This window comes from Pseudoalteromonas piscicida, from assembly GCF_002208135.1.
GTDB lineage: Bacteria > Pseudomonadota > Gammaproteobacteria > Enterobacterales > Alteromonadaceae > Pseudoalteromonas > Pseudoalteromonas piscicida_A.
Map to the genome: position 1 here is coordinate 681339 of NZ_CP021647.1, position 14750 is coordinate 696088.

11 protein-coding genes are annotated in these 14750 nt (G+C 42.5%); 4 read left to right on the forward strand and 7 right to left on the reverse strand.

The window, feature by feature from the left end:
• The first annotated feature begins 176 nt into the window (after positions 1–176).
• On the forward strand, positions 177–2165 hold the full coding sequence (locus B1L02_RS21485; RefSeq protein ID WP_088532791.1) for a beta-propeller domain-containing protein: 1989 nt from the start codon (positions 177–179) through the stop codon (positions 2163–2165).
• A 91-nt stretch (positions 2166–2256) separates the two neighbouring features.
• On the opposite strand, the gene B1L02_RS21490 is transcribed toward B1L02_RS21485, so the two are convergent.
• Genes B1L02_RS21490 through B1L02_RS24795 form a run of 5 tightly spaced genes read right to left on the reverse strand, consistent with a single transcriptional unit; the run spans position 2257 to position 5383 of the window.
• On the reverse strand, positions 2257–3510 hold the full coding sequence (locus B1L02_RS21490) for a sensor histidine kinase (protein ID WP_088532792.1): 1254 nt from the start codon (positions 3508–3510) through the stop codon (positions 2257–2259).
• On the reverse strand, positions 3510–4202 hold the full coding sequence (locus tag B1L02_RS21495) for a response regulator transcription factor (RefSeq protein ID WP_088532793.1): 693 nt from the start codon (positions 4200–4202) through the stop codon (positions 3510–3512). Before B1L02_RS21495 ends, B1L02_RS21490 begins: the two co-directional genes overlap by 1 nt.
• Before the next feature lie 8 nt (positions 4203–4210).
• Positions 4211–4582 carry a DUF3019 domain-containing protein gene (locus B1L02_RS21500; RefSeq protein WP_088532794.1) on the reverse strand — a complete coding sequence of 124 codons (372 nt, stop codon included), beginning with the start codon at positions 4580–4582 and terminating at the stop codon, positions 4211–4213.
• 10 nt (positions 4583–4592) lie between these two features.
• Positions 4593–5069 carry a MipA/OmpV family protein gene (locus B1L02_RS24790; protein ID WP_335682214.1) on the reverse strand — a complete coding sequence of 159 codons (477 nt, stop codon included), beginning with the start codon at positions 5067–5069 and terminating at the stop codon, positions 4593–4595.
• Positions 5066–5383, reverse strand: a complete 318-nt coding sequence (locus B1L02_RS24795) for a hypothetical protein (protein WP_232003191.1) — start codon at positions 5381–5383, stop codon at positions 5066–5068. Before B1L02_RS24795 ends, B1L02_RS24790 begins: the two co-directional genes overlap by 4 nt.
• A gap of 246 nt (positions 5384–5629) precedes the next feature.
• On the opposite strand from B1L02_RS24795, the gene B1L02_RS21510 reads away from it, so the two are divergent.
• Positions 5630–6787 carry a serine hydrolase domain-containing protein gene (locus tag B1L02_RS21510; RefSeq protein WP_088532795.1) on the forward strand — a complete coding sequence of 386 codons (1158 nt, stop codon included), beginning with the start codon at positions 5630–5632 and terminating at the stop codon, positions 6785–6787.
• Positions 6788–6833: 46 nt separating this feature from the next.
• Here B1L02_RS21510 and B1L02_RS21515 read toward each other — a convergent pair whose 3' ends face one another.
• Complete coding sequence (locus B1L02_RS21515) at positions 6834–9869, reverse strand: TonB-dependent receptor domain-containing protein (RefSeq protein ID WP_088532796.1); 3036 nt, start codon at positions 9867–9869, stop codon at positions 6834–6836.
• Positions 9870–10209: 340 nt separating this feature from the next.
• On the opposite strand from B1L02_RS21515, the gene B1L02_RS21520 reads away from it, so the two are divergent.
• Together B1L02_RS21520 and B1L02_RS21525 are read left to right on the forward strand one after the other, a co-directional pair.
• Positions 10210–12279 carry a winged helix-turn-helix domain-containing protein gene (locus B1L02_RS21520; RefSeq protein WP_088532797.1) on the forward strand — a complete coding sequence of 690 codons (2070 nt, stop codon included), beginning with the start codon at positions 10210–10212 and terminating at the stop codon, positions 12277–12279.
• A 119-nt stretch (positions 12280–12398) separates the two neighbouring features.
• Positions 12399–12872: a peroxiredoxin gene (locus B1L02_RS21525; protein WP_088532798.1), complete on the forward strand. Its 474-nt coding sequence runs from the start codon at positions 12399–12401 to the stop codon at positions 12870–12872.
• Positions 12873–13470: 598 nt separating this feature from the next.
• On the opposite strand, the gene B1L02_RS21535 is transcribed toward B1L02_RS21525, so the two are convergent.
• Positions 13471–13887, reverse strand: a complete 417-nt coding sequence (locus B1L02_RS21535) for a hypothetical protein (RefSeq protein WP_088532799.1) — start codon at positions 13885–13887, stop codon at positions 13471–13473.
• Positions 13888–14750 lie beyond the last annotated feature (863 nt).

The window sequence follows — 14750 nt, forward strand, 5'->3', positions numbered from 1 at the left end:
AGGCTTTTTAGAGGTGTCAATCAAAGCGCATTATTACTACCAGTGTAATTTACCAGTCGCTGTACAAATTACCAGAAAGGGTAACATTAAATAACAAAACAAGTAGCGAAGATAACAGAAATTTTAGTGTGAAAGTTTAGGCTTACGTTGGCACTTAACTTACAAGGAAACATATCATGAGATGCAAAATTTGGCTCAGTCTTCCGCTTGCCGCTAGCCTTTGCGCATGTGGTGGTAGTAGCGATAATGGTGAAGATAAATTACCAGAACTTAACGCGCTTAATAACAGCGCTGCGCCGTTGAAGGCAGCTTCATCAGCTCAGTTTAGTCAGTTTATCAAAAACGGTATTTTCGTTGCCAGCGGTGGGTTGAATAATGGCGATGATTTGGAAAACCCCTCAACAACGGATAGCGCGCCTTATTCAGGTACGAATCAACTGGTTGATGGGGTATCAGAAAGCGACCGGATTAAATTCGATGGCCGTTACTTATTTATCGGCGGATCGACCAGCGTTGCATACACGGATACAGACAGCAAAACCTTCGTCAGGATCTTAGATACAGAAGCTACGGATGTCCCTACACAAGTTAATGAATTAACGGTATCAGATTCAGAGTTTGCAAGCCAAAATCTTTACCTTAAAAACAATCAACTCATTAGCGTATTAATGGACTATGAGTATGATTTTGCTGATGATATGTCATCGCAAGAGGTTCAACCTGAGGTCAATTATCAAGGCGTGATTGAGCTTGCTTTTAGTAACGTATCCCTACCCGCACAGGCTGAGGTCGAAAAACGCTTTCAAATTGATGGTTCACTAGTTGGCAGCAGATTAATCGGTGACAAACTCTATGTTATCGCCGACCATACTATACGCTACAGTGGTTTTAATAGCGCTGACAAAGTAGCAAGCTACAATCGCTTAATGGACACTAACATTAACGATTTATTACCTCAATTTAGAAATTTAAAGCAAGGAAGTGTAGCGCCACTGGTTGCCGCAGATGGCTGTTATTTGCCAGCAGATGCTACCGCGCAAGATGGATATAATGGCTTAACAACAGTGACTGAGATTGACATTCGCAATCCTGATGAGGTGAAAACAACTTGCGTCAGTACGCGCACCTTTGGCTTTTATATGTCTGCAACAGCTGTGTATCTTTACAATTACTCATTTAATGGCAGTGATGGCGATTTCAACACATCAATCTGGGAGCCATCAGGCATAGTATTACATAAGTTATTGTTAACGGATGAAGGGGTGACATACCAAGCAACCGGTGAGGTGGAAGGTCAACTTGCTCGTGTCAGCGATACGATGGCTGCGACTCGATTTGATGAAAAAGATGGCATTCTGCGCGTAGTAACGAGTCAGTATGATACAGATATCGGTAATAGTCATAAGTTGTATATGCTCAAACCACAAGGGAATGAACTTAACACCGTAGCGACGCTACCAAATAGCCAAAATCCAACCCCTATTGGCAAAATTAATCCGGATACGGGGCTTGTGGATGAAGACATTTATGCGGTTAGATATTTTAACGATACCGCCTATATCGTGACCTTTAGACAAATAGACCCTCTCTACGTTCTGGATTTATCTGACACATCACAGCCTAAAATCGCGGGAAGTTTAGAGATCCCCGGTTTCTCTTCTTATTTGCACCCTGTTGGTGACGGTTTGCTTCTTGGGGTAGGTCAGCACCTTGGAAACGTGCAGCCTAGCACCAAAGTGAGCTTGTTTGATGTCGCAGATCCTGCTGAACCCAAGCTATTAAAAGATCATACATTTGCAGGGGGATTTACACCGCTGGAATATGATTATCGCGCTTTGGCCATGCTAAAAGACAATGCCTCAGTAACCCGGTTCACTTTGCCGATTGTTTACTGGAATACAGAGCAAGTGAATGAAAGTAGTTATAACTGGTATAGCCAAAACGATCTCGCCGCATTTGAAATTATCCACGGCGTGGACTCAACACTCACTTATCGCGGTAGTAGCCGTGCACAGGTATTAACGCCCATAGCGAGTGACAAAGCACTCGGGTATACCGAAGCCGATAGAGGTCTTATTCAGGCTGATAAACTGCTTTATATCCATGGCAACTACGTGTGGCAGAGTAATTGGCAAACGCCTGCTGACAACAGTGGACCACATTAACCTAACTCCCTTTGAATATTAGGTTGTTGTACACTGTTTCGTTGCCAAGCGGTGAACTGTAGCACTGCTTACCACAGCTTCAGAGTTAACGTTACTTTTGCTGAGTCTGTATCAGCGAAACAGTGATTTTGGCCCCGCCCAGCGCGGGGCTTTTTTGAATTACAATGGTACCGCCAAAACGAGTGACTATACGTTGCACAAAGGCCAAGCCAATGCCATACCCTGATTGCGATTGAGAATCGTCGCGATAAAACGGTAGTAGCACTTTGTCTCGAACCTCGTTACTTATACCTATCCCGTCGTCTTCAATAATAAGCTTAACCTTGTCATTATCGACTCGGGTTTCTAGTGATATTTTACCGTTGGCATATTTTATCGCGTTAGATAATAAGTTATTGATTAGCATGCGTAAGTACTGACCTTCACCGATTATCCAGCAAGGTTTTGACGAAAGTTTTAGTGTTAAGTCATGATGGTGGGCGTTATTGGCTAACAGGCGAACCATAGCATTCAAGTCAACAGGCTGAAGTTCCACGTCGTCAAGGCGGTGCTGCAATCTTGCGTAATCTAAAATAGCATCAATTACTTGCTCCATTTCATCAAGGTTTTGGTTGATCCTATCTTCGTACTGTGTACGCAGCTCATCATCATGAGTTTCAACCAGTGTGTCTAGCCCCATTCTTACCCTTGCAAGAGGCGTACGTAATTCATGAGAAAGTCCGCTGCTTAATAGCTTCATGTCAGTCATTAACCCGGCTATTTGTCGTGCCATTTGATTAAACGCTTGCTCAATATCCTTTAAGTACCATACCGTACCGACTTGCACGCGGGCGTTGAGTTCGCCCTTGCCCAGCTGATGTGCGGCATTTTTGAGCTTTAACAGTCTAGCAATAAATGGGGTTAAAAAGGCGACGACAACAACGATAACGATAGCGTAAAATAACAAGGTCATGAGCAGACCATATTTAGTCTGCAATTGCTTCTGCATAGTTAAAATATAGACACTTTCTTGGTTTATAAGTATGCAGGCACTTACTGATGATTCGCTTTCGAGGTAAATAAACCGCTGTTGAGAGAGTTTACGGCTTAAGCTCACAGGAAGTGGATAGTCGGCTCTTGGTACAAGTTGAGCGGTTAGTGTTTGGTGCAGTGGGATCGCAATAATTTGTGATTCTGGTATGTTGTCTTTAGCCATTGCGGCAATAATTGGTGCGGTTGTGCTCAGTGGATCGTAGTGGGCTTCATTATTCTCTGAGGATGAGGCGATAAGCGAGTCAAATATCAGCCCTGTGATAACGCTTGCGAGCGTTAAGATGGTAAGCAAAGCAAACACGAAGCGCCACATTACCACACGTCCTTCGCCAACTGATATCCTTTACCCCATACCGTCTTTATTTTAAATGGGTTTTGGCCATCATCACCGAGCTTCTTTCTCAGTCGCGAAACACGCAAATCTATAGAGCGGTCAAACCCATCATAATCAAATCCTCTGAGTGCTTTAGTAAGCTCATCTCGGGTAACAATTTTTCCGGCTTTACTGGCAAGTACCCAAAGCGCATCAAACTCATTGCTGGATAAGTTAACTGGCTGCCCAGCAAGAGTAATGCTTCTGTCTTCTTTATTGATATAGAGAGCACCAAACTCAAGTGTTTGTTTGGGAACGGTATCTTGAGGATGATGGCGCCTTAATAGCGCTTTTATGCGAGTTTCTAATAACCTGCCTCTTACTGGCTTTTTGAGATAGTCGTCAGCACCCATCTCTAAACCGATAATTTCATCAATTTCCTCATCCCTTGCTGTTAGCATTAATATTGGGATGCTTAGCGACTGACGAAGTTGCTTGCAGACTTCAAAGCCATCTAAACTTGGCAGCATACCATCTAAAATCACTAGGTCAGGAGGAGAGGCTAAAACGTGCTCCAGCCCGTCTTGACCATCATGATATAGCCGCACTGAAAACCCCTTGGTAGAGAGGTAATCACTCAGCCACTGGGCCAATTCTTTATCGTCTTCTATTAGGACTAACTCGGCTACCACAACTACTCCTAGAAAAGTCGCCAACGCACGGCGTTACTTTTTTGTTGTTTAAACACCCAAGCATATTGCAGCGCATGGCTTGCGAGAATATCCTTGTGATCTTCTAAGGTAATGAGCAAATCTTTCTCAACTAAAATCTCGCCTTGCCAACTCGCGGTTTTTTGCTGCTGCCAACAAACCAGCTCTTTTTCATCGGCATGGAGACAAAAGTTACCGGCCACAGAGGTTTGCCAGGTCACTGAGAGGTCGATAAAACATTGCTGACCTTGTTCGAGCGCAACACATTGCCCTGGTTTTACGGTCCATACGGGGACGTTAATTTCTTCTTTCGCTTGAGTTTGCATTGCCAGTAGCGCTAAGCCAAATAGTCGTTTTTTCATATTTAGCTCCTCAAAAAACGTAGCTAAGTGACAAGCCAATGCTTTCACCATGCTCAATTCTATCGTTAAAACTGACAATTGCTTTGGTGATAGGACTATCCATAATACCTGATGCATATTTGGTGTAGCTGACGTGGCCATCGACTATCCAATTTTCTGTTAAAGCGCGTGAAAATCCGAGCTTTACCCCAAGATTAGCCCCGCCTTTGGCATCGTAACCTTTAAATGGTGCGCCACCGTAGTAATAATCTAACATGGCCGAGTTTCGGTATTGTGCACCGACTGCGCTATAAAAGTGCCAGTTTTTGTATTGCCAGGGTTTAGAGATCCATAATGAAGCGTAGCTACCATCTGAATAATCAGAGTTAATCACTTTTGGTGCAAAAATAGCTCTAATTTGTAAGCCAAATACATCCCCTGTAGCTCTTACCCCAAGATAAGACGAAGTGTTTAGCTCATAGCGAGTCCCGCCAAAACGGTAATTTATTCGCCATGAGCGGTTGAGAGTAGGGCATCAAATTCCCAATTTTCTGTTTCATAAAACTGATAACCGAGTGCAAGTGCTGGGTCAAACTTCTCAGCGCGGCCCGGAAACTCGATAAATAGACCATTACTAAAATAGTAGGCACCATGTACAGTGGGCGAAAGCGAGGTCTCGGCATTATTGTAAATATCGCTGTTGTAATTTATCCCGTAACCAATGGCCAAATAGCCGTGACCTTCTTTTTTTGCGTCAGTGCTTTTGGCCTGCGCTGTACTTGCGGCCATAAGTGAGGCTGCAATCAATAAATGTGTTTTCATAGCAATTACTATTAGTTATTAATTTGCTAGTTACTGTAGTGAGTGTAAGCGAGTATAGCTGTATCGACTTTCTGCAAGTTGTATCGAATTGTATCAAGCTTGTTCTGGCTTTCCATAATGGTCTGACATTATGCATGAAAATAAAGGAAGTCGTTACTGTTTGATACATTTTGAAAAAGTCAGAGACAGCATGGCGTACATACCTTAGTTATTGTTTTATTACTTAAACGAAACGAGGTATTTCTCATGAGAACACTAAAACTGGTCACATTATTGTGTGGTGGACTGTCGTTATTTGGCTGTAATGATAGTCAGTCGACGTCGAATGATAACCCGAACCCTGTATCTCCTTCTGTTGCGGTAGTTGATTTTCAAGGAATGCTTGAACAAAGTGTTGAAGCGGGTATTCCTGGTATTGTGCTTTATATCGATTCACCTTCAATTCAATTTCAAGGTGCTGCAGGGTTAGCAGATAAAGAAAACACGATACCCATGACCACGGACGCAAGGATCCCAAATGGCAGTGCGGGGAAAAAAGTAACTGCGCTCTTAATGGCGATGTTACATGAACAACAGTTATTAGATCTAGATGCACCGATAAGTGATTATTTGTCTGACGAACTTTTACAACAGATAGAAAACAGTGACGAAATGTATGTTCGACAGTTACTCAATCATACGGCTGGATTATATGATTATCTCAATGATGCTAACGGTGAATTTTTTGCTGCAGTATTACAACAGCCAGACTTAATAAAAACGGATAGCTTTGCACTGCAGTTTGCCCTCAATCAAGAAGCCAATTTCAAACCCGGAGCTGCGTGGAAATATTCTAATACCGGGTATTTATTGGCGGGCCTAATTATGGATAAAGTTTTGGGGGAGCATCACTCAAAGGCGATGCGTGAGTATATCTTTGAACCATTTGGCTTAAGTAGTATGAGTTATGGAGGAATCGAAAAGGCGTTTGGTGAAATTGCATCAGGGTACTTTGTTGATGATGAGGGCAATGAAATTAATACGCAGCCTTACTATGCCAATATTGGTGTGGCTGATGCACCGATTGTATCGACGGCTAAGGACCTTGGTGACTTATTTAAAATCATGATAACGAGCCCAGATATTCCCGCTAAGGTGCGTGAGCAATTGCTAGGAGAATCTGTATGGGTGGATACTGATGTCACCGGACAGCAATACAGCATGGGTATCTTTAGTGAGCAAGTCGGAAATAAACCTGTTTATCATCATAACGGTGCAGAGCTTGGGTATGCGACGTTAAATTGGTATCTGCCGTCAGAAAACATGGTTATGAGCGCAATTATTAATTGCCAAGGCTACAATCAATGCAATACAGAGATTGATAAAATCTCGGATAAGTTACGCGATACACTTTTTGGTTTGTAAAGATAAGGGGCTACTCAGTGGTAGCCCCTCGAATCAATGCATAAGTCTAAAACTGGTATTTTGCTCCAATAAACGCAAAACGGCCAACACCTGAGCCATAGGCGCTATCAAAATTACCTGTACCGCCGACGATGAACGGACCTTTTTCGTCGAACAGGTTATTCACACCACCATAAACAGAGAGAGTGCGATTATCGCCTAGCTCCATGCTGTAGTTTACCGTTAAGCTATGAGTCGTTACTGATGGCAGTGCACCTTGCCATAGCGGCTCAGGATTTGCGATACAGGTTGTCTCACCTGTAGCACAGCGCTCGTTATTTTTCTCGATAGCAGTTTGCCAGTCTTCATATCTAGAGCGGCTTGCTTCCACTGCGCCTTTATATTTTGTGCTCCAACGTACACGCCAATCATTCTTATACCAAGTCAGTGAAATAGCGCCTTTGTCTTCAAAGATATCCGTGCTGAGGTAGCCTTCGTATAGGTCTTCGTATTGTCCATCAGGACCCGTACTGGTGATTGAGTATTCGATCACGTGTGTCCAATCGGCTTTTACCTTAAAGCTACCGTAATCGCTAGCGTCATACACATATTCTAATGCGATATCGTAACCTTTAGTACGGATCTCATCGGTATTGATAACACGTTGATTGACTTCATAAATCTGCCCTTCTTCATCGCGTTTAATATCACGACAAAACTCGTTATTGTCACCGAATTCCATAGATGAAGCGTAACAGAACTTAATGATGTCTTCGTTAGCCAGTGAGCTCACCGCATCATCAATTTGAATGTCGTAGTAATCAAGCGCAATTCTAAAATCCGGTGCAAAGGAAGGCGCTAAAGATAAACCAATAGTAATGGTATCTGCTGTTTCCTCAAACAGCTCGCTATTCCCTGAGTTGGGTGAATAGCCGTTATTTTCGTCTTCAAAAGTGCCTTCTGCGGCAATAGCGGCTTGTATTCCCGCATCTTTACGGCAGTTGTCGTGGCCAGCACCTGTTGACGTTGCAGTAACACCATCACAGATATCATCAAAGCTATCATAGTCACCACGAGGTGGAGACATCAGCTCCGTTATTGTCGGTGCTCTCATGGCTCGAGCCCAGTTAGCGCGAATGGAGTAACCTTCTATTGGTTCGTAAATAAAGCCAGCCTTGTAGCTTTGGATTAACCCCGTATTTGCCCAGCTGTAATCTGCGATACGAGCAGAGACCTCGGCGCTAAGCAATTTTGCCATCGGCGCGTCTTTTAATAGTGGTAACGACAGCTCACCGAAGATTTCACGAACGCTTACATCGCCTTCAAATGTGGGCACATAGTTAAACGTTACGCCGCCATTTGGCACGTTGGTCGATACGCTCTGTGTGTCTTTTCTGTATTCAAAACCAAAGGCTGAAGCAACGGCACCTGCCGGGAGCTCAAATAAATCACCGGTAACAAATCCAGATACCGTTACCTGATCAATATCAGTTGTGATGGAAGGATTAGCGCGAATATAGTCTGCCGCTTCAGATGTGATTGAGCCTTCGCCGAACAAATTAATTGGTACACAGCCTTCGGCACGGGCTTGCTCGTCTTTACATTGAATCGTACCATCAGCTAGGCGCTCAGCATTTAGCGCCTGTTTGACTCGAGCAACGTAAATTTCGTTACTGCGGGTTTGTTCTTGCTTAAATTTGCCGTAGCCAACAGAAACATCCCACTCCCAGTCATCCCAAATATAACCACGTAGACCACCCCAAGATCTGATAGTGGTTCTTTCATTGCTATTGATGATATTACCTACTTCGGTAAAGAGTCTATCCCACTTTACGCCTTTTGAGCTTGCCTCTGCACGAATCGCCTCCGGCATATATGGGTTGTCGTAGGGTATACGACCCATACAGTCTGAACCAAATTGGTTGGTGCTTGGGTCATAGGTAACAATCGCATCGCATTCATCTTCGCTTTCAGGTGACTTTACATTACGAGAGGTATTACGGCTGTATTGCAGTTGGAAGTAAGCTTCTGTACCAGAATCAAATTCGTACTCTGTTTTTACTGCCGCGGAGAGATCTTTGTCAGGCACCTTAAGCATAGTAAACTGGTTGAAATCGATACCGTGAAGTTCTTCTTGCCAATCATCTCTTAAGGTGGTGCCGTCATACCAAAAGCCCGAATTTGGTTTGGCACTGCTCGTCTCATCAAATACACCACCAGGAATTGAGTCGCTCAGACTAGTCCACTGCGATTTATCAATGTCTCTCATGCAATGAAAGGCACTTTTTGTATCAGGATCGTAGTTTGCTGTGAGCATCACGTTACACATACGTTCGTCATCATAGTCCCAGCTATCTTGTTGCTGTGCACGCTTTCTATCCCAATAGCTTAGTCCTTTTTCTTCGTCGTAAGTAGCACTGACAAATAAGTAGCCTTTACCATTATCGTAAGTCGTACCATAATCAGCATTTACCGTATATTCACGAGCACCACCTTCAGTACTTTCACCACCTCGGGCACTAAATGTTGCCCCTTCTTGGTCTTGCTGAGTAATGATGTTCACAACACCTGCAACTGCATCAGAGCCATAAGCCGCTGACGCACCACCGGTAATGATTTCAACTCGCTCAACCATACCTTTGGGGATGGTTGATAGGCTAACGTAGTTGCCTGAATAGCTGTTTGATACCACCCTTCTGCCATCGATCAAAGTTAGCGTCCTACTGACACCCAATTCGCGTAAGTCGATAGTTGAAAGTCCGGTATTTTGAACACTACTTTGCGAGTTACCATTGCCCGTTCCTTCGCTGACTTGAGGCATTTCTTCAAAGAGAATATCAGAAAGCGAACCGAAGCCTGCATCATTGAGCGATTCTGCTCCCATCGTGGCGATAGGAGTAGGCACCGAAAAGCTATCACGCTTGATACGAGAGCCGGTAACGACGATTTTTTCTAGTGATTTATCTTCACCTTGCGTTTTAACTACCGAATTACTTTGTTCAACTTGTTGACGGTCGATTTGTTGTTCTTCTGCAGTTGCTGTATTGCTACATGCGAGCGCAATAGACAGGGCGAGTAATTTAATATTATTGTTAGGTGACACGGGAGTCCCTCTTTATTAATTTCTGATTGTTGTTTATTTATTAGATAGTTAGGGCTTGTTGAAAGAAGCACATGTTCTGCTGCCTAATTCAGCAACAGAAGCACTGCACCTCATTTTACCCATTGTGACCGTCACTATTATTCATGCAACGAATTGGATATCTATTCTTTGACGTTTTTAACTCTATTTAATATCTATTTAAAAATAAGTTTATAATTCAATGTCTTATTGTTTATTTTTTGAAGTGTAGTATTGTTGCCATGATGTTTGTCGCGTTAGTTTTGTCTTTTGGTCGCTAATTTAGGTATGATTTACATCGTGTTTACTCATGGTTGGAAAAATGCAGCACAGTGCGACTTATCAGTTATTAGATGTCAAAATTGATCCTGTTGGACATATTCTGTCCAGTGCAGGGCAGGTGTGTTGCGTCCAGCCTAAATTTATCGAAGTGTTGACAGTATTGGCGCTTGCTTACCCAAGTGTGGTTACCCGAGAGGAAATCATTGAGCAGGTTTGGGGAGGGAATCTATTTGTTGGAGAGAAAGCGCTAACTAATGCAATTTGGCATCTTCGCAAAACTTTTAAAACCCTACTTGCAACCAACGAGGAAAAAAGTGGTATTGCAGATCTCGAAGTAATCGAAACCATAAGAAAGTCCGGATACCGATTAAAAGTACAGCCAACCTTTCTCGATACCAAGACTACGCTCAGTAAATCTAGTGAGAAAAATTTACCTTTTAAAATTAAAGTGATAGGTGCTATTGCTACACTATTAATTCTATTCAGTGTCTTGCTATATTTTCTAGTTGAACAGTCCAGTTATCAACTCGAAGGGCTGACTGATTACCCAGGACGTGAGCTCTTTCCTAGTGTCTCTCCGAATGAGGAGTACCTAGCGTTTGCGTGGCGCAAGTTTGGCAGTCATGCAGGATTATATTTAAAAAATCTAACGCGTCCCGATGAACCCCTTGAGGTATTAGTCGATGGCCCTGGGAATGTGTCGGTGTCAGTGTGGGGACGAGATAATCGCACGTTATTTTATATAGATAAGCGTTCCGAAGAATGTACGGTTAGGTCTTTGGATATAGTGACGAAAATACAATCAAATATAGCAAATTGTGTTGTAGATACGACAACCACCTTAAGCTATTCTAGTGAAAAAAATCTCCTTGGATTTATCGCGAAGCAAGGCCTCGCGGATGCTCCTAAAGTAACCTTGCTAAATTTAAACGATAAAACGGCGACAGAGTTAGGTTGTGAGCTGGACTGTGAAGGGAGCGAGCTGGAAAGTATTGCGCTTTCTCCCGATGCCAAGCAAATCGCGATTAGTCGCAACCTATCAAACGGACTAGAAAATCTCTACTTGAAAAATCTTGATACCGGAAAGGAAGTTAAAATATTAAGTGGGCATGATGATTTACGCGGTGTGAGTTGGCATCCCACAGATGATTATTTGGTTGTATCAATGATTGAGCATGGCGCACGCAGTGCGTATAGACTTTCACTTGAAGGTAAGATGTTAGGGGCACTGCCGTTTGATGGGTTAAGTTACCCGAGTTTTAGTCAATCAGGGCGTTTATATTTTCATGATTGGAACATTAATACTTCTATTATGAAGCTTGACCTTAACGCGCAAGTCGCCAGTTCACCCTTTCCCTTATTACAATCACAAACCAGCTTTCGTTATCCCAGTTATTCACCAGTGTCGAAGCGTTTACTGTTTGTGTCCAACCAATCAGGATTTGATGAAATTTGGATGTCTGATTTGGAAGGTGACCAGCGAATACAGTTGACGGAGCTCCAGCTGCAAGCAATGCACCCAGCCTGGTCACCCGATGGCACTAAAGTGATTTTTACTACAAAGTCGCACCAAGGAAGCCAACTTCAGCTTTTAGATACGGTCACTAAACAAGTAACTGAACTGGAAACTGGGCTAAAGTATCACGGAAAACCCAGTTGGTCTCAAGACGGTAACTCAATTTATATTTCTGATGAAAATAATGTCTTTCGCATTTTTCTTGAGTCAAGAAGTGCGCCGTTGAAGTTAACTGCGGGCACCACTGCGGTTGAATATAAGGGGAGGTTGTACGTATATAAAAGCGAATTGCAAGAGATGTGGTGTATGGAGCTGGCAACTGGAGCAGAGACGCTTTTATTTAAAAATGCCCACATGGCTTCTAGTGCAAGTTGGTCGGTGTCTGATTCTGGGCTCTATTATTTGTATGTTCAGCACGGAGATTTTCGCATTAGCTATTTTGACTTTGCCAGTAAAGCGCACAAAGATATTATCCGAGTTCCAGAGCGTAGCTTTAGCCGAAGTCGTGGGCTTGCATATATAGCAGAAAAACAATGGCTGCTATTTACCGGTTACGAAATCCCACAAGTGGATATAAAACGAATCGAAATGTAGTCATGAGTCACAATTTCTCGACTATCATAACCATAGGTTTGGATAAGAGATTAGCTATCCCAAGCTCAGGTTATATAACAAACTCAAGGCAGTTAGCCCTTAGATGAAGGATTTAAATAATGATTGAAGTTGGACAAAAATTACCACAAGCCGAATTGAGTGAACTTACCGCTGACGGCATGGTTAATCACGAAGTAACAGCGTTATTCGCTGGTAAGAAAGTAGTGCTTTTTGCTGTTCCTGGTGCCTTCACACCAACTTGCTCTGCGTCTCATTTACCCGGTTTTGTCGTGAATGCAGATAAATTTGCAGAAAAAGGTGTTGATATCATCGCTTGTGTATCGGTAAACGATGCCTTTGTAATGAAAGCTTGGGGTGATGCGCAAAACGCAGAGGCAATTATGATGCTTGGAGATGGCGATGCAAGCTTTACCAAAGCGCTAGGACTTGAAATGGATACTGGCGCATTTGGCGGTGTGCGCTCGCAGCGTTACGCTATGATTATTGAAGACGGTGTCGTTACCACACTCAATGTAGAACAACCTAAGCAATTTGAAGTCAGTAAAGCTGATGTTATTTTAGATGCTCTATGATTGTAAAATTAAGTGACCTGAAGTGCAGGTAAATAATACAAGTTCGCTTTGACTGGCCTAAAGGAGCTTGTCTGAGCGAATTGGTATGCAAAAGAACTACTATTTTTAATTTTAGAGACTAAGTCCTGGTAAGTGACGATAAATATGCGCTCTGTTTGGACCGAATGCCTCTTAGCTTTTTTAAGGTTGCATGGGGCTAATTGATTTACAGGAATTTTTTCAGCGATGTCAGATGTCAATATGTGATGGTAAAATCAGCCAATCATTTTGACGAGTGTGGCTACGTTATAAAACACAATTTTATATCGTCCGCCGAACTTAACAAAATAAAGCGAGTCGTTTTAGCTTTTCATCGAGCGTAGTAGGCTGACAATAGTGACTTTGATCAAAACAGAGCAGTAAATTCTGCCTTTACGGCACCAAAGTATCTAGGTGAGAAGCAACGGCTCGTTCTTTTTCAGTGTATTGCTTCTACTTCACTCGTGCCTCTAACTTCATCACTATTTGTGCATGTGTTCATGGATTTTTGAAAAGGCCTCACTTCAGAAGCTAAGCCTTTTTACATGATGATATTGCAAATCTTACGTGTTGTGAATGCTTAAAATGGATTGCTCTGTGGTTTGGAGTAATGCCCGTTAGCACAATGATTTGTATTTTCCCACGTCCCATCTTTATATAGCACTTTTGTTACGCAGGCCGAAGCGTTGTAGAAGAAATCATTATTTTGTCTGCCATTGTCTCGGAAACTACAGTTTGTACTGCTACCACAATTCCAACTCCCCGAAGCTGAAGCACTATACGACCAAACTACTTCTGCTACTTCTCTATCTGCAACAAATCTAAATGCAACCGAAGGACGATCAGTATTAGTCATGGCAGAACAAAAATCAGGTTTAAAAAATTGTTGCGTACTTGTTCCTCCTATTAGGCACTCGACATGAGCAGCCTCTGCCTGATGTGAGTATGTGGTAGTCGCGAGTGTGAGTAAAGCGCTCAAGATTATTGCTTGTTTCATTTCTATGTTCCTTATTTAAGTTATTTTTCCAACATCACAGAAAGTAATGACTTTTCCAAAGGCGCTGTGCTGTCCCCCTAGCACCGGTAAGGACAAGCTGCAAGCTAAATTCTCTGCTCCTTTGACTGCAGATATAGCGATGGCCTATGAAAAGTTAATTGCTGGGCACCTTGCTACAGGTCTTTATTTCTCTAAGAGCACTGATTCGAGCGAGCGCTCGTGGTACTGCATCAACAAAAGCTCTAAACAAACAAGTTACCAAGTAGCAGTTTCTCAATTTGCTCTTCTTTGTTATATTTATTTCATTTTATGATCTATTGTCAACTTTGCTTTTGATTTAAAGTTTCCATTAGGTTGTATTTTATGCTGAAAAATAGGACCTTTAGTTTGAAAAACATACACTTTTTTTGGGGGGGATGTTTTTTTTGTTCCTTTTTTTGAAATGGTAAATAATTGTAAACGGTGGGGCATTTTCTTGCAGAGGATTAAGTAAGCTTTATCTATTTAACTTAAACTTTGAATCGCTAATGCCTTATTGGCTGCTAGTTTTGGCGCTAATCGAGTTGAATTTCTAACTATTGGTATAAGTTTTACCTACAAGACGTAAGTGCCTTTGCTAGAACAGGGTAGAGAGGTGATGCTATCTCTAAAACTGATTGGCTATTCAATAATGTGATTAAAGTTGAGATTTAGCGACAAAGAGTTAATTGGTTTCTGGCCTAATCCTCAGGTGAATTAATACCGCTCGGAGATAGAGAAAATAGGCCATACTTTGGGCCTAATATAAGCTAAATGGATTTATAAAGTTGCATTCGCAGGATTGGAAAAGGCTTTCTCATATCGTCAGTTGGTGAGCGCTCACA